We start from the raw sequence: 15,995 nt of genomic DNA on the forward strand, positions 1-15,995 counted from the left end.
GGGTCTCTTTCGTTAGTGGGTGGTGAGGGAGTCGAGCAGGGTGCGGACGCGGGCGGAGATGTCGTCGCGGATGGCTTCGACGCCTTCGATGGAGGCGAGGGCTGGGTCTCCGACCGCCCAGTCCTCGTAGCGGACGCCGGGGATGATCGGGCAGACGTCGCCGCAGCCCATGGTGATGACGACATCGGCGGCGCGGACCGCGTCGTCGGTAAGGGGCTTGGGGAACCGCGCGGTGGCGGCGTCCTCGCCGTCGATCTGGGTGAGCAGCGAGCGCACGTGCGGGTGGACATCTGGTGCCGGTCGTGATCCGGCGGAGCGGGCGACGACCTTGCCATCGGCCATCTGGTTGACCAGCGCGGCCGCGAGCTGGGAGCGGCCGGCGTTCTGTACGCACACGAACAGCACCTGCGGCACACCCGTCCCGCGGTCGCGGGTGAGGTCGGTGAGGCGCTGGCGGGCGAAGCGCTCGGTGAGCGGCACCAGGTGTCGGGCGATCTTCGCGGACCGAAGGAGACCGGCGTAGGACTCCCGCACCATCGTCACCACCAGGTCACGACTCAGCGTGTCGTATTCGTCGGCCAGTTCCTCGGCGAGGCGATCGATGACGTGCGAGTCGACCTCGCGCGGCGATTCGGGACGGTCCTCGGCGGGCTCGGAAACGATGGTGGACGCGAAGCCATCCAGGAGGGCCGTGACGGCCGCCTGTCGGGTGGCGACGATGCGGTAGTACACCCAGGTGCCGCGCCGCTCGGACGCGAGCAGGCCGGTGTCCTTCAGGACCTTCAGGTGATGAGAGATCGTGGGTTGGGAGACGTCGGCGAGTTCGGCGAGGTCGCAGACGCAGGACTCGCCACGCGGATCGGTGGCGATGGCCGACAGCATCCGGAGCCGGAGCGGATCGGCCAGCGCCTTCAACGTGTTGGCCACGGCGGTGGCCGCATCGAGGCCGATCGCGTGCGCCTCGGCAGGTGCGCACATCTCGACCGTTGTGGGTGTTTCGGTCATGGTGTCCTCCTCAGGTCGGTCGTAGCGGTGTCCGGAGCGTAGGGGTCGGTGTGGAACCAGGCGCGTGCGGCCCACAGCGAGACGTAGACGAGGCCGACGAGCACGGGAACTTCGATAAGCGGGCCGACGACCCCTGCGAGGGCCTGTCCAGATGCCGCGCCGAAGGTGCCGATCGCGACCGCGATGGCGAGTTCGAAGTTGTTGCCCGCCGCCGTGAACGCCAGTGTGGTGGAGCGGGCATAGCCCAGTCCGAGACCCTTGCCGAGCAAGAGCCCGACGAACCACATCAGCGCGAAGTAGACCAGTAGCGGCAGCGCGATCCGGGCGACATCGAACGGACTGGATGTGATCGCTTCGCCTTGGAGTGCGAAGAGCAGCACGATGGTGAACAGCAACCCATAGAGCGCCCACGGCCCCACTCTGGGGAGGAATCGGTTCTCGTACCAGTCGCGTCCCCGGCGCTTCTCGCCGATCCACCGCGAGGCGAACCCGGCGATGAGCGGGACGCCGAGGAAGACCAGGACGTTCAGCGCGATCTGCCCCACCGACACTTCCAGACCTTGGGTATCGAGGCCGAGCCAGCCAGGCAGTACGGTGAGGTAGAACCAGCCGAGCAGCGAGAACGCGACGACCTGAAAGATGGAGTTGATCGCAACCAGCACGGCGGTGGCCTCTCGATCGCCGCAGGCCAGGTCGTTCCAGATCACGACCATCGCGATGCAGCGGGCCAGTCCCACGATGATGAGCCCCGTTCGGTACTCCGGCAGATCAGGCAGGAACAGCCAGGCGAGGGCGAACATGACCGCCGGGCCGATGAGCCAGTTCAGCACCAGGGATGAGACGAGGAGGCGCTTGTCGCCCGTGACGGCCGCGATCTTGTCGTAGCGGACCTTTGCGAGCACGGGATACATCATCACGAGCAGCCCCAGCCCGATCGGTACCGAGATGCCTCCCACCTCCAAATGAGCGAGCACATCGGAGACGGCGGGGACGAGACGACCGAGTAGGAGGCCCGCGATCATCGCCAGTCCGATCCACAGCGGCAGCCAACGGTCGAGGGCGGACAGGCGCTTCGGAGTGGCGCGTGTGGGCGCCGTTGCGGTCGCGGTCATGACAGGAGTCCGTCGATCTTCGCGGCGATGGACGGCTTTGGGTGCGCGCCGATCAGCATGTCGACCCGCTCGCCGTCTCGGTAGAAGGAAAGAGTGGGGATCGAGGTGACACCAGCTGTGGTCACGGTCTCGGGATTGGCGTCCGCGTCGATCTTGACGATCTTGACCCGGCCCGCATACTCGGCGGCCAAGTGCTCCAGGATCGGAGCGATGGCCTTGCATGGGCCGCACCACGCAGCCCAGATATCAGCTACGACCGGAAGCTCTGATTCGAGCACTTCGCTGACAAACGTGGCGTCGGTGACGGGGGTGATGCTCATGCGGAAACCTCCAGAGTGGGAATCTCGATCTGGGTGGGCAGATCGAGATTCGACAGATAGTGCTGCGCGTCCAAGGCAGAGGCGCAGCCGGTGCCAGCGGCCGTGATCGCCTGCCGGTAGTTGTGATCCACCAGGTCACCGGCGGCGAACACGCCGGCCACGTTGGTGCGTGTCGTTGGGTGGGCCACGATGACGTACCCCTCGGCGTCGGTGGACACCTGGTCGGCGACAAGCTCGGAGCGCGGGTCGTGCCCGATTGCGACGAAAGTGCCCGCCACATCCAGCACTCTTTCGGTGCCTGTGATCGTGTCGCGCAGGCGCAGACCGGTGACGTTCGCCTCGCCGAGGATCGCGGCCACCTCGCTGTTCCATGCGACCTCGATCTTGGGGTCGGCCAATGCCCGCTCGGCCATGATCCGGGACGCCCGGAACTCGCCGCGCCGGTGGACGAGCGTGACCTTGGCAGCGAAGCGCGTCAAGAACAGTGCTTCTTCCATTGCGGAATCGCCACCGCCGATGACCGCGATTTCCCGGTCACGGAAGAAGAAGCCGTCGCAGGTCGCGCACCATGACAGGCCATGTCCCGAGAGTCGCGCTTCCTCAGGGAGACCGAGCTTGCGATACGCGGACCCCATCGCCAGAATCACGGCGCGCGCCTGGAAGGTTCCGCTGCTGCTGGTCTCGATGACCTTCGTGGATTCGGTGAGTGCAAGACAGGTCGCGTCGTCGTAGATGATGCGGGCGCCGAAGCGCTCTGCCTGGGCGCGCATCGCTTCCATCAGCTCGGGGCCTTGGATGCCGTCGGTGAAGCCGGGGAAGTTCTCGACCTCCGTGGTCGTCATCAGCGCTCCGCCGGCCGTCACTGATCCAGCCAGGACGACCGGTGCGAGGCCTGCTCGCGCGGCGTAGACAGCTGCGGTGTATCCGGCTGGGCCGGACCCGACGATCACTAGTTCCGCATCTTGCATCGACATGTATCTATGTTGAAGGAGATCGAAGCAAGATGCAACCCGGGGGCGGCGGGTGCTGTTCGGACGCCACGGGCAGGCTGGTCGCGCTCCGCGGCGTCGCGGCTTTCGAGGCGGAGTCGGTCGGAAGGGTTGTCGTGGGCCCGGTGGGTCAGCAGGTAATCGACGGGTCCGCCGAGCAGTTGTCCGGGTCCGGCAGTCCGGCGAGGAACGCTCGCACGGTCGCCAGGCCCTGCGGCGTGGCGTGGTAGTGCGCCCACTTGTGGCGCATCTCCCGGCTGATGAGCCCAGCCTTGACCAGCCGGGCCAGATGGTAGGAGAGGGTTGGCTGGCTGATGCCAAGACTGTCGGGCATGTGACAGGCGCACACGCTGGAGCAGCAGTTCGCCGAGATGTGATGCAGCAGCTTGACCCGGACCGGATCGGAGAGTGCCTTGAAGGTGGCGGCGACCCGCTCGGCCTCCTCGTCGGCGAGCGCCGACGCGCCCTGTGGGGCGCAGTCGATGATCGGGAGGTGCTGAACCATGCGCGCCAGCTTACCACCTCAGATTGACAGACGTCGATATGAGCCCTAGCCTTCATATTGACGAACATCAATCCGAGAGAGGCGTCCTCATGATCCAGGTCTTCGAAGGCCCGTTGTGCTGCAACACCGGGGTGTGTGGCCCCGACCCCGACCAGGCGCTGGTCGACTTCACCGCCGACCTCGACTGGCTTACCCGGCAAGGCGTGTCGGTGCGCCGGGCGAACCTGGCCCAGGACCCCGCCGCGTTCGCTGACAGCGCCGTCGCGCGGGCGTTCGTGCAGAAGGTCGGCGCGTCCGGGCTGCCGCTGATCGTGGCCGACGACGTGACGGTTGCCACCGGACGCTACCCCTCCCGTGCCGAGCTGGCCCGGATCGCCGGCGTCGAGGCGCTCGACGAGAACACGGCGACCGGGTGCTGCGGTAGCGCCACGCCCACCCCGGCAGCGTCGGTGTGCTGTGGCGACGAGGCCCCGGTGTCGTCGGGATGCTGCGGTTCGGACCAGTCGGTGACCATCCAGTCCGGCTCTCAGGCGTAGGGCTGATCGGAGATGATCGAGCTGCTGCACAACCCGCCGAGGTTCCTGTTCCTGACCGGGAAGGGCGGTGTCGGGAAGACGAGCACCGCCTGCGCCGCCGCGGTCGACCTCGCCCGCCGGGGCAACCGGGTCCTGCTGGTCTCCACCGACCCGGCCTCGAATGTCGGCCAGGTCTTCGACCAGCGGGTCGGGTACGCGATCACCCCGATTGTCGGCGTTGCCGGGCTCGACGCGCTGGAGATCGACCCCGAGGCCGCCGCCGAGGAGTACCGCCAACGCGCACTCGCCCCGATCCGGGACTTCCTCTCGGTCAAGGACCTCGCCGACGTCACCGAGCAGCTCTCCGGGTCCTGTACCACCGAGATCGCCTCGTTCAACGAGTTCACCGCCTTCCTGGCCGGCAACGACATCGCGCGAGGCTACGACCACATCGTCTTCGACACCGCCCCGACCGGCCACACCGTCCGGCTGCTCAAGCTCCCCGGCGAATGGACCTCCTTCCTCGAAGACGGGCTCGGCGATGCGTCCTGCCTCGGTCCGATGGCCGGCCTCGACAAGACCCGCACCACCTACGCCGACGCGCTCACCGCCCTGGCCGACCCGTCCGTGACGAGACTCGGCCTGGTCGCCCGCCCACAAACCTCATCGCTGGCCGAGGCGTCCCGCACCGCCGACGAACTCGCCGAAGCAGGCGTCCACGCCACCCACCTGGTCATCAACGGCATCCTCCCCAGCGAACCCATCTCCGATGTCCTGGCCGACGCGATCCGCGCCGAGGAGACCGCCGCCATCGCCGCCATGCCCGTCAACCTCGCCGGGCTGACGATCGACCGGCTCCCACTGCGCTCCCGCGACGTGATGGGCCTCGACGCCCTCACCACGCTGCTCTCCGAGGCCCCGGACCACACCCCGGCGTCAGCCGCACCGCGCGCCAACGCCCCCGCCGGCTCGTCGGACTCTCTGGCCGCGACGATCGCGCAGCTGGCGGCCAAGGATCACGGCTTGGTGATGGTCGTGGGGAAAGGCGGCGTCGGGAAGACGACGATGGCTGCGGCGATCGCCGTCGGTTTGTCCGACCGCGGCAAGGACGTGCTGCTGACCACCACCGACCCGGCCGCGCATCTCGCCTGGACGGTCGGCGAAGCGGCGCCCTTCGAGGTCTCCAGTATCGATCCCGTCCAGGCCGTGGCCGACTACAGGCGCCACGTCATGGACACCAAGGGCGCGGGCCTGGACGCCGACGGTCGGGCCAACCTCGCCGAGGACCTGCGCTCGCCCTGCACCGAAGAGGTGGCCGTCTTCCAGGCCTTCGCCGCCGCCGTCGAGCAATCCGCTCACCGGTTCGTGGTCATGGACACCGCCCCCACCGGACACACCCTGCTCCTCATGGACGCCACCGGCTCCTACCACCGCGAGGTCGTCCGCAACCTGCCCGAGCAGGCCGGGCTCACGCCACTGGCCCGACTCCAGGACCCCGACAACACCAGCGTCATCGTCGTCACGCTGCCCGAGACCACCCCCGTCCTCGAAGCCACCGGCCTGGCCGCCGACCTCACCCGAGCCAACATCACCACCTGGGGATGGATCGTCAACCGCTCCCTCACCCCGACCGACACCACCAGCCCCCTGCTGGCCGAACGGATCAACGCCGAACAAACACCTCTGCGAGAGGCCCAGGCGCAGACCGGCCGGGTCGCCGTCGTGCCCTACAGCGACACCCCTCCCGTGGGTGTGAACCAACTTCGCCAGCTCTCCACCGCCTCGGACCGGGACGCCGGTCACGCTGTCCGTGAGCAGGTACGCCTCCGCTACGCGCAAGCCGCAACGGCAGTCCGCGCCGGCGCTCACAACACCGACCTGCTGGCGGACAGTACCTGCTGCTCACCCGCTTCTTGCTGCGGCAATCCCAGCGCTGACATCGGTGGCTTCGGGGCCGGGCTCTACGACGCGACGGAGGCTGCCGAGTTGCCGCTGGAGGCGATCGAGGCGAGTCTGGGATGTGGCAACCCAACCACGGTCGCAGAGCTGTGCGAGGGCGAGCGCGTCCTAGACCTCGGTTCCGGGGGCGGAATCGATGTCCTGCTCTCCGCACGCCGTGTCGGCCAGTCCGGGTTCGCCTACGGCGTTGACATGACCGACGAGATGCTCGACCTGGCACGCACCAACGCCGCGAACGCCGGAGCGACCAACGTCGAGTTCCTCAAAGGCACTATTGAGGATGTACCCCTACCCGACGGCGCAGTCGACGTCGTGATCTCCAACTGCGTCATCAACCTGTCCACAGACAAGCCGGCTGCCTTGGCGGAGATGTTCCGTGTGCTCGCTCCCGGCGGAAGAATCGGCATCTCCGATGTCGTCGCCGAAGACCATCTCACCCCGGCCGAACGAGCCGAGCGCGGTTCATACGTGGGGTGCATCGCCGGCGCGCTCTCCAAGAGTGAATACCTTCAGGGCCTCGCCGCAGCCGGATTCACCGACCCTACCGTCGAGTTCACCCACCAAGTCGCCGATGACATGCACTCAGCGATCATCCGCGCGACGAAGTTGGTGCGTTAGCTTCCGGAACCTTCGAAGAGTGAGCTCGCTGGGGATGAGCCATGGAGGCAAGCAGCGGTGAGATCGACAGCGCAGCGAGCGGCGTGGTTCGGTGGCCGGTGCGCGTCGAGACCGGCCACTACGCGCACCCTGTAGCGCCGGAGGTATATGACTGTGTGAAGTTCCTGCTGGCCCGCGAGGGCTCAGGGACTATCACCGGTGACTGGGGCGAGCGTCGGTTCCGCATGGGCGATCTGATGCTGGTGGGCTCAGGCTTGGCTATCGGTGGCGCGCCGGACGGGACGGCAACGACCTCGACAATCTTTGCCGACAAAGACTACGTAATGGATCAGGTGTACTGGCGCTACGCCGATGTGTTGCAGGACCGGACGGCAGCCGAGACCGTGATGCAACGCGCGTTCGGAACGGGCGCAATCATGATCCGTCTGAACGGCCCGCTGGCAGCCACCTTCGCCGCGAGAATCGATGAGATCGAGCGGGCGCAGACAATGAGAGAGTTCCATCGGATGCAGGCCGCCTTTGCCGAGGTCTTGCACCTGCTCGGGCAGTTGTTGCCGTGGAGCCCGGCGCCGTCGCTACGAACCCTGACACACGGGATCGCGGCGATGGTGGCCCGTCGCACCGCCACGCGGCCCGTGCGCAGCGAGGTGCTACAGGTCCGCAACGCCATCCAGTGTGATCTAGCCCACCGTTGGCTCGTCGCGGAGATGGCCACGACGGCACATCTATCGGTGCGGCAACTACAGCGAGTGTTCGCTGAGTCGCTGGGCGTGTCCCCGATCACCTTCCTGGGCCTGTTGCGCACCAAGGAGATGGCCCGAATGCTTCGTGACACCGAGATGACAGTCGGCGAAATGAGCAGAGCCGTAGGTTGGCGGAGCCGGAGCCACGCTCGGTCAGTGTTCGCGATGTCAACGGGAATGACACCCGAAGGGTACCGGCAGATGGTGCGTGGTCGGGATCACGACGCGTAGCGTCGGTATCGCGCCAATGTGACGCCCGCCGTCTCGCCGCCTGGTCCACGCGTCGGATAGGCAGGGATGACGCCAGGTTCCCTGCCGCCACGACTCTCGGCACCCCTTCTCTGTGTTGCTGACCGTCCCCTCCAGGTTGCCTTGGCGCACCTTCCGGACACCGCCTCCATCCCGGAGGCAGCGCCGGCTGAAGGACGCAAATCATGGTGACCAACGACGAGGGGCGTGCCGCCCGCGAAGCAAAACTCGAATACCTCCACGACACACTCGCTACCACCGTGGAGGCGCTGGTTTCCGCCGAAGACTGGGTGCGGGCGTTGGAGTTCGCGGCCCGGTTCCGGTCGCGCTCGTTCAACAACACGCTGCTGATCTGGGTCCAGCACGAGGCAGCGTTCGAGGCCGGCAAGGTGCCGAACCCGGTGCCGTCTCATGTGGCCGGGTACCGGCAGTGGCAGCAGCTCGGCCGCCAGGTGCAGAAGGGCCAGCAGGGCTACATGATCTTTGCCCCGGTGACCGGCCGGTTCGCCTCATCCAACCCGGCTGATCCGTCGTCGTGGCACAGGTTGGGGCCACGGGAGAAGCACAAGGTCAACGAGGTCGTGCGCACCCGAATGGTGGGCGCCCGGCCCGCCTACGTCTGGGACGTGACGCAGACCGAGGGCGATCCGATCCCCGAGACTCCCGCGCCGAAACTGCTGGACGGCGAAGCCCCGGCCGGGCTGTGGGGCGGCCTGGCGGCCCAGGTCGAGGCGCTGGGGTTCGAGGTCGTGCAGGTGTCGGATGCCGGGCAGATCGGCGGCGCGGACGGCCTGACGGACTACACGACGCGGCAGGTGTCGGTGCGCACCGATGTGACCGAGGTGAACCAGGTGGCCACGCTGGTGCATGAGCTGGCGCATGTGCTGATGCACGACCCCAAGGATGAGGAAGCCCGCCAGCATCGCGGCGTCCGGGAAGTGGAGGCCGAATCGGTCGCGTTGATGATCGGTGCCGCGCACGGCCTGGACACCAGCGGTTACACGATCCCGTATGTGGCGGGGTGGGCGTCGTCGGTGAAGGACACCGAACCGGCGGAGGTTATCAAGGCCACCGGGGAGCGGGTGCGGAAGACGGCGTTGGGCATTCTCGACCGGCTCGACACTTTCCAGGTCGCCAACGGCACTCCACCCGGCCTCACCCGGGAGCTGTCTGATCGGGTGGCACCTGGGACGGATGCGGGACGCGAGCGGCCCACGGTGCCGAGCGTGCCGGTGGTCGAGCCCGAGATCGAGCCCGTGACCGTGTTTGCGGGTCGGGGGCTGTGATGTCTGGCCCGGGCCGCTTGACGGCGGCGATCAACGAGATGGGCCTGGCGACGCCGCTCTCGGTGGCTGCTGCCGGGTTCGCGTGGGCCGGTGTTCCGGTGTTCCCGTGCGCGCCGGGCGGCAAGCATCCGATCACCGAGCACGGGTTCCACGATGCGACCACGAATCTCGCTCAGGTGCGTCAGTGGTGGCGACGGTTCCCGCAGGCGAACATCGGCGTCCCGACCGGTCGGCCATCTGGGGTGGTCGTGGTGGATGTCGATGTTCATGGCGTCAACGGATTCGCGGCCTGCCGCCGAGCCAAGGAGGCGGGCCTTCTCTCGGGGTGGGAGGTGGTCGTCCGGTCGCCCTCGGGCGGGCTGCACGCCTACTACCCGACTCACCAAAGTGCCGAGCAACGGTCGTGGCAGGCGGGCCGGGCCGGGATCGACTTCCGAGGTGACGGTGGCTACATCATCGCGCCACCTTCACGCCGGGCTGTCAACGGCGAATTGGCCCTGTACCAGGTGACCGCTGTCAGCGAGGCGCCGGGCAAGGCCCTGGATGCGACGATGCTGCGGGACTTTCTCGATCCGCCCCGGCCCCCGCGCCCACGTTCCTATCGAGGCAACGGTGAGTTGGACGTGCGGCGGATCGCCGAGTGGGTGGCGCGTCGGCCGGAGAACGAACGTAATCATGGTTTGTTCTGGGGCGCGTGCAAGTTGGCCGAACGGGGGGTCGGGCAGGCGGAGGCGTTTGGTGTGCTGACCCGCGCGGCGATGAGTGCTGGCCTCGGTGAGCGCGAAGCCGCACGGACGGTCCGGTCGGCCTACCGCACCGTCAACGATGGCCATGTCAGTTCGGGCATTGCGGCCGTCGGTACGGAGGAGTTCGCGGTCTCGGTCGCAGAATCGCCGGACGCGATAGTGCGGGGGCTGCCGTGACCAGACTTGTTGGAGCGGGTGGTCGCCGTTGGGCCGTGGTCTCGGCGGCGTCTGGAACTGTGCTGATCGCTGCCGGGGCGTTCTGGTTGTCGTTCACGGCGTTGGCTGATCTGGCGCGTCGCTCGGGCATCTCGTCCGGACAGGCATGGATATGGCCGCTGCTGGTGGACGGTCTGATCGTGGTGTCCACGGTCGCAGTCGTCGCGCTGGATGGTCGGCGGGCTGCGTGGTACCCGTGGGCGCTGCTGATCTGCGGAGCCTTGGTGTCGGTTGCAGCGAACGCGATTCACGCGATCGTGACAGCGGATGCCGATGTCCCCGCGCTACTGGCCGCGTCGGTCGCGGCCGTGCCTCCGGTCGTGCTGCTGGCCAGCACCCACCTGGCGGTCGTGCTCATCCGCTCCACCAGAACCGACCCCGTGCCGGAACCAGACGCACCGGCTACTGCGCATCCGCTCGCTATCGCCGAGCTACTACCACTCAACACCGCAGGTGAGGCTGACGAGCAGGTTGCAGAGTCGAGCGTCGAGGAGTCTGCGCGTAGGGCCGTCTCGCCTGTGGAGCGGGTCTCGCAGCGGGTAGAGGCGGCGCGGCTGCGGGGCGAGGGGTGGTCGAACAAGCGGATCGCCCAAGAGTTGACGGTGCATCCGTCCACTGTGGGGCGTTGGTTTGCCACCGACGCTTCTGAGATTCCCGAAGACAGGAGAGAACGATGACCATTGACCAGCACACCACGCCGGACCCCGAGCCTCCGGCCGCTCCACGCCGCGATCTACCCGCTGAGGGCGGAGCCTCCGCGCCGGAGGCGGTGCAGGCCGCCGATGTCGACCGTGGGAGCAGGGACACGAAGGAGTTGGAGGTTGAGCGGCCAGCGCGGGGGGTGGACTGGGTGCGCCCTTCCGACTTGCTTTCGCGGGCGAGTGGAGCGTTGGCGCGCAGCGGTATCGACTTCCAGGCCGGACTCGCGCAGCGCGCCCGGTCGGGGATCGTCGCCGGGGCCAAGGCGTCGGCTTCGCGCGTGCGGCGGCTTGCCCCGTTGTCTGCCTTCGGGCGAGGCGAGCCCGCTGTTGAGCAGCGTGGCCTGGAAAGGACCTGATCGGGGGTGATCCATCATGCACGCCATCACGTTCGTCATCGGTATCGCCCCAGTTTGGGAGGCGATGCGTACCTGCTTGCCAGGAGGTGCCGAGATGACCACACGCACGATGACTGCCGACGAGGGCGGCACAGAGGACTTCACCACGGGCGAGGGACTGCGCGCCTTGTTGCGACGGCTCCACGAAGCGGGGCCGGATGCGTGGCGCACTGATCCCGTCGCGGCACGTCTGATGGCCTTCGCTGCGGAGAAGTACGAGGCCCTGGCCAGGAAGCACGGCCTTGATCCGTGGGAGGCCGCTACCGCCGCGTTCGATGTGATGCGCACCCGTTCGGCGCGTGAGGCCGTCGACCCCTGGGGTGTGGTGACCCACGCCGTCCGAATTACCTGCATCTTTGAGGAACGCGCCGCCTGCTCTGCTCGGTGCACCAGGCCCGACGTCCGCACGTCTTGGTCTTCCATGACGCCGAGCGCCTTTCGGAGCGCGACAACCCGCTCGATGACTACCACTCCGCTTTCCACACCACCGACACGACGCCCGACGACGAACACGGTGCTGAAGGCCACACGTCAGCGGTCTCGGCCGTGGAGGACGCGATCGCGTTCATGACGCTGCTCGGCTGGCCTGCCGCTGCCGCGCGGGCTGGAGTCGAGCATGTCTGCCAAGCGCTCGCGCGGGCGGGATCACGGCAGTCCGCGTTCGAGGTACTGCGCCGCGACCGGCACGCCCAAGCCCTGCTCGACCTCGACGGCGAGGCATGGTCAGCGCTGCTGAAGACTCTGCTGGGCAACCAAGCTCCTGGCATGTCCGCGACCACGGCAGGCCGGGGCATCCTGCTGCGCCTGCTGATCGGCGAAACGCTACCGGTGCTGCTGCATGATGACGACCTGGTGCTCACCGTTGCCCTCGCCGCTCCAGGGAGTGGACGATCATGAGCGGCGATGGGCGGATCGAGCTCAAACGATCGGTCGATTCCATCGTCATCGGCCACCGGCATCGCACCGACTTGGGCGACCTCGATGCGCTGGCGGCGTCCATCGACCGCGATGGCCTGCTGCAACCCCCGACGATCACGCCTGACGGGGTGCTGGTGTGCGGGCGGCGCCGTCTTGCGGCGATCCAGCAACTCGGCTGGCGCACCGTCAACGTGTGGGTGCGGTCCGGTATCTCGGATCGGCTCGGGCACCTGTTGGCCGAACAGGACGACAACGTGCTCCACAAGCCGCTGACCCCGCTGGAAGCCACCACGCTCTACCGGGAGCTGAAGGAGTTGCTTGCCGAGGACGCCGCCGCACGGCAGGCCGCCACCCGGTTCAGCAGCGGCTACCAGCCCGGAGCGACGGGCGAACCGGCTGACAGCGACGGTGGCGGAAAGTTTCCGGCACCGTCCACGCCGTCGGGCGAAACCCGTCAACAGGCAGCAGCGATGATCCCCGGTGCCGGCTCGTACAAGACGCTCGACAAGATCGAGTACGTCCAGCAGGCCGCGATGCGCGAAGACCTGTCCGCCGAGGCGCGCGCTGAGATCGCGCAAGGCCTGGCAGACATCGAGGCCGGTGGCCCCGTGCATCCGGTCTTCACCCGCGTCCGCGAACTCCTGGCCGACGCACCGGGTGCGGTGGACTTGGAGGCGATGGCGCAAGAAGCACTCGCCCGCGCCAAGCAGGCAGGCTCGAAGACGAAACGACGCACCCCTGCGGTGGCGGCAACCCCGGTGTGGACGACCCGCTCCTTCGTCGTGATCTGGAGCGAGTTGGACGGATGGTGGACTCACTACGACCCCGATACCCTCGCCGATGCCCTGGCTGCCGGTGAAGTGGAGATGTTCCTGACGATCGCGGACGGCACCAGCGAGTTCGCCGCCGCGCTCGAAGCTGCCCGCGCCCGCCAAGAGACGGCCGAAGACGGCGACGGTGCTGTGGAGCCGGTGCGACACCTGCGCGCTCTCTAGACTCCTAGCAGCGTCCACACAGGCTGGTCGGGCAGGCGCACCTGCTCGGCATGAGTCCGACAGATACCCTTTCCCGCCGGCGACTGATCGTGATCGCCGTCTCCGCCGCGCTGCTCGTGATCCTCACCGGGGTCGGCGTGTACGGCCTTCTCTCCGGCCCGCGCACCCAGGCACCGCCCGACGCGCCAGCGCCGTCATCGTCTGCCTCGCCAGGTGATCCTCACCAGGTTCCGGACACGCTGCCCACGATCCCAACGACCCGCGACCCGGAGCGGTTCGCCCGCAACGTCGCGGAGGCGCTGTTCGCGTGGGACACCGGGTCGGGCCTGATGCCGCTGGACTACACCTCCGTCGTGTTGGCGGTAGGCGATCCGAGCGGGCACGAGCAGGCCGGACTGGCCTCCGACATCTCGGGCTACCTGCCCTCGCGGGAAGCGTGGATAGAGCTGCGCCAGTACGCCACGCTCCAGTACCTCGACGTCACCAGCCTGTTCGTCCCGGATGCCTGGGCTGACGCCGTGACGCAGGCCCGGCCAGGCCAGCTCCCAGACGGTGCGACCGCGATCACAGTCGAGGGCATTCGGCACCGTTCCGGCCTGTGGCAGGGCCAGCCCGTCACCAGTGAGCACGAGGTCGCCTTCACGGTGTTTCTCGCCTGCCCCACCGGATCGTCTTGTCATCTGCTGCGGCTCTCCCAGCTCGACAACCCTCTTCGATAGCCGGCGGGACCGATGATGAAGAAGACGGCCATCACCGCGGTGATCCTGATGCTGTTCGGGCCGACGATCCTGCTGCTGAGCGTTGCGGTACTGATGAACCCCGCCGCTGCCGCGTGCGCGACTGGGGCTGGTACCGGGATCATCGTCGGGAACATCCCCGACCAACTCCGAGTGACCACCGCGAACGGCGAGATCTTCACGCTCAATCGTCAGCAGCTCACCCACGCGGCCACCATCATCACCGTCGGCGGTGGAATCGAGGGGGTGGGCCGTCCCGGCGTCAAGGTCGCGCTGATGGCAGCGCTCACCGAGTCAACGTTGCGGATGCTCACGAACACCGGCGCCTACCCCGAATCGGCGAACTACCCCAACGACGGCAACGGCGGCGACCACGACTCCCTCGGCCTCTTCCAGATGCGTCCGCGATCCGGCTGGGGCACCGTCGCAGAACTCATGGACTCCAACTACCAGGCCCGCGCGTTCTTTGGCGGCCCAGGCGGTCCCAACTACCCGAGCCCGCGCGGGCTGCTCGACATTCCCGGTTGGCAGCAGATGGACCCCGGCGAAGCCGCCCAAGCCGTGGAGGTGAGCGCGTTCCCCGACAGGTATCGCAACTACGCGCCGGTGGCTGACCGCATCCTCGATACCCTCACCGGCAGCGGTTCCGGCGCGGGCCGGCCTGCGGTAACGACGGCGGAGTCGTCACGGGTCGTCTTTCCCCTCCCGGAAGGAACCTGGGTACTGACTTCGCCCTTCGGTATGCGCACTCACCCGATCACCGGGGAACGGAAGCTGCACACCGGCACTGACTTCTCCGCGCCCGATGGAACGCCGATTCTCGCTGCGGCGGACGGCACCGTGACCGTCGCGGAGTTCTCCGGTGGCTACGGCGGCCTGATCGTCATCGAGCACACCATCAACAGCACGACCGTTGCGACCGCTTACGCTCACATGTGGCAGTCCGGCATCCACGTCCAAGCCGGCGACCGGGTGCGGGCCGGACAACACATTGGCAACGTGGGGTCCTCGGGCATGTCGACCGGTCCGCACCTGCACTTCGAGGTCCGGCCCGGCGGCACCCACGCAGAAGCCGCCGACGCGGCGAAATGGCTCAACGACCACCACGCAGCGAACCTTCCCGAGGCCACGGTCGGCGTTGCCGGTGGATGCGTGGCCGGCGCGGGAGGTGCGCCAGTACCGTTCACCGGCGACCCCGACCAGATGGTCGACGACCCCACCAGCAACGGGCAGATAACCGCTCGGATGGCCTACATCATGGCCCAGGCCAAAGCCGCGTTCCCCGACACCGGCTGGGGCTGCTACTCACCGCGGCCCGGCACGAAGTCAGAGCACCCGCTCGGCCGGGCCTGTGACATCACCTTCGGCAACCGCATCGGGCAACGTCCCACCGCCGCGCAGTTGGAGGCCGGTTGGAAGGTGACGAACTGGATGAAGGACCACGCCGACGTGCTCGGGGTGGAGTACCTGATCTGGCAAGGCAAAGTCTGGTCGGTCGCCCGCGCCGACCAGGGCTGGCGGCCGTACAACGGCGGCGGGATGCACGACCCGGCTTCGATCACGGGAGGTCATTACGACCACCTGCATGTGACAGCGAAATCCGGGGTCTGAGATGGACGTTTTCCCCGACTTCAACGGCCTCTCGGGCATCACCGAACTCAAGGCTATCGCAGGCGCCCTGTTCATGTTCGTCCTGGTCATCGCCGTGCTCATGGTCATCGTCTCCGCGATCGCCTGGGCGATCGCCGCAGCGCACGGCAACCATGCCACCGCCGCCAGAGGCCGCACCGGGGTGCTGGTCGCCCTCGGCGCCGCCGTCCTCGCCGGAGCCGGTGTGGCATGGATGAACTGGCTCATCTCCATCGGACAGCAGCTCTAGCCGCCGCGGCCCTATCTCGGGCGCTCGTCCCCTTTCGCTCTGGGGCGGGCGCCCTCGTCGTGTTCGGGGAGGGCGGGGCGCACCTCGGGTCAGAAGCAATGGCCTTG

17 protein-coding genes are annotated in these 15,995 nt (G+C 67.8%); 12 read left to right on the forward strand and 5 right to left on the reverse strand.

The genetic code is table 11. The features are described from left to right. Positions 1–12: 12 nt before the first annotated feature. From BUC15_RS20640 to BUC15_RS02430, 5 genes are all read right to left on the reverse strand, one after another. Positions 13–1,005, reverse strand: coding sequence for a metalloregulator ArsR/SmtB family transcription factor (locus BUC15_RS20640; RefSeq protein WP_073185965.1), 993 nt, complete (start codon positions 1,003–1,005; stop codon positions 13–15). Further along, a complete protein-coding gene (gene arsB / locus BUC15_RS02415; RefSeq protein WP_073185966.1) occupies positions 1,002–2,117 on the reverse strand; it encodes an ACR3 family arsenite efflux transporter in 1,116 nt (371 codons plus the stop codon). Before arsB ends, BUC15_RS20640 begins: the two co-directional genes overlap by 4 nt. Beyond that, a complete protein-coding gene (gene trxA, locus BUC15_RS02420; protein WP_073185967.1) occupies positions 2,114–2,437 on the reverse strand; it encodes a thioredoxin in 324 nt (107 codons plus the stop codon). Before trxA ends, arsB begins: the two co-directional genes overlap by 4 nt. Beyond that, entirely contained in the window at positions 2,434–3,411 is a 978-nt protein-coding gene (gene trxB / locus BUC15_RS02425; RefSeq protein WP_073185968.1) for a thioredoxin-disulfide reductase, read from the reverse strand. The genes trxA and trxB overlap by 4 nt, the downstream gene beginning before the upstream one ends. A 145-nt stretch (positions 3,412–3,556) precedes the next feature. Beyond that, the gene (locus tag BUC15_RS02430) at positions 3,557–3,931 is read right to left on the reverse strand and encodes an ArsR/SmtB family transcription factor (RefSeq protein WP_073185969.1); all 375 of its coding nucleotides are present in this window, start codon (positions 3,929–3,931) and stop codon (positions 3,557–3,559) included. Positions 3,932–4,020: 89 nt separating this feature from the next. Here BUC15_RS02430 and arsD point away from each other — a divergent pair, with 89 nt between their 5' ends. The 12 genes from arsD to BUC15_RS02490 all read left to right on the forward strand — a co-directional run bounded on the left by arsD (position 4,021) and on the right by BUC15_RS02490 (position 15,888). Beyond that, positions 4,021–4,467 carry an arsenite efflux transporter metallochaperone ArsD gene (gene arsD / locus BUC15_RS02435; protein WP_084189297.1) on the forward strand — a complete coding sequence of 149 codons (447 nt, stop codon included), beginning with the start codon at positions 4,021–4,023 and terminating at the stop codon, positions 4,465–4,467. A gap of 12 nt (positions 4,468–4,479) precedes the next feature. Then, a complete protein-coding gene (gene arsA / locus BUC15_RS02440) occupies positions 4,480–7,023 on the forward strand; it encodes an arsenical pump-driving ATPase (RefSeq protein ID WP_073185971.1) in 2,544 nt (847 codons plus the stop codon). A 41-nt stretch (positions 7,024–7,064) separates the two neighbouring features. Further along, the gene (locus tag BUC15_RS02445; RefSeq protein WP_073185972.1) at positions 7,065–7,997 is read left to right on the forward strand and encodes a helix-turn-helix domain-containing protein; all 933 of its coding nucleotides are present in this window, start codon (positions 7,065–7,067) and stop codon (positions 7,995–7,997) included. Positions 7,998–8,200: 203 nt separating this feature from the next. Then, a complete protein-coding gene (locus BUC15_RS02450) occupies positions 8,201–9,301 on the forward strand; it encodes an ArdC-like ssDNA-binding domain-containing protein (protein WP_073185973.1) in 1,101 nt (366 codons plus the stop codon). Then, positions 9,301–10,224, forward strand: a complete 924-nt coding sequence (locus BUC15_RS02455; RefSeq protein ID WP_073185974.1) for a bifunctional DNA primase/polymerase — start codon at positions 9,301–9,303, stop codon at positions 10,222–10,224. Before BUC15_RS02450 ends, BUC15_RS02455 begins: the two co-directional genes overlap by 1 nt. Next, positions 10,221–10,940 carry a DUF2637 domain-containing protein gene (locus tag BUC15_RS02460; protein WP_073185975.1) on the forward strand — a complete coding sequence of 240 codons (720 nt, stop codon included), beginning with the start codon at positions 10,221–10,223 and terminating at the stop codon, positions 10,938–10,940. Before BUC15_RS02455 ends, BUC15_RS02460 begins: the two co-directional genes overlap by 4 nt. Further along, complete coding sequence (locus tag BUC15_RS02465) at positions 10,937–11,320, forward strand: hypothetical protein (protein WP_073185976.1); 384 nt, start codon at positions 10,937–10,939, stop codon at positions 11,318–11,320. The genes BUC15_RS02460 and BUC15_RS02465 overlap by 4 nt, the downstream gene beginning before the upstream one ends. Before the next feature lie 423 nt (positions 11,321–11,743). Beyond that, the gene (locus BUC15_RS20645; RefSeq protein WP_245787859.1) at positions 11,744–12,256 is read left to right on the forward strand and encodes a hypothetical protein; all 513 of its coding nucleotides are present in this window, start codon (positions 11,744–11,746) and stop codon (positions 12,254–12,256) included. Next, entirely contained in the window at positions 12,253–13,272 is a 1,020-nt protein-coding gene (locus BUC15_RS02475; RefSeq protein ID WP_139280062.1) for a ParB N-terminal domain-containing protein, read from the forward strand. Before BUC15_RS20645 ends, BUC15_RS02475 begins: the two co-directional genes overlap by 4 nt. Before the next feature lie 50 nt (positions 13,273–13,322). Beyond that, positions 13,323–13,991 (forward strand): hypothetical protein, encoded by a 669-nt coding sequence (locus BUC15_RS02480; protein WP_073185978.1) that lies wholly within the window; start codon positions 13,323–13,325, stop codon positions 13,989–13,991. 12 nt (positions 13,992–14,003) lie between these two features. Next, entirely contained in the window at positions 14,004–15,620 is a 1,617-nt protein-coding gene (locus BUC15_RS02485) for a M23 family metallopeptidase (RefSeq protein WP_073185979.1), read from the forward strand. 1 nt (position 15,621) lies between these two features. Further along, positions 15,622–15,888, forward strand: a complete 267-nt coding sequence (locus BUC15_RS02490) for a DUF6112 family protein (protein WP_073185980.1) — start codon at positions 15,622–15,624, stop codon at positions 15,886–15,888. The last annotated feature ends 107 nt before the right edge of the window (positions 15,889–15,995 follow it).

It is taken from the genome of Tessaracoccus bendigoensis DSM 12906 (genome assembly GCF_900141915.1).
Lineage (GTDB): Bacteria > Actinomycetota > Actinomycetes > Propionibacteriales > Propionibacteriaceae > Arachnia > Arachnia bendigoensis.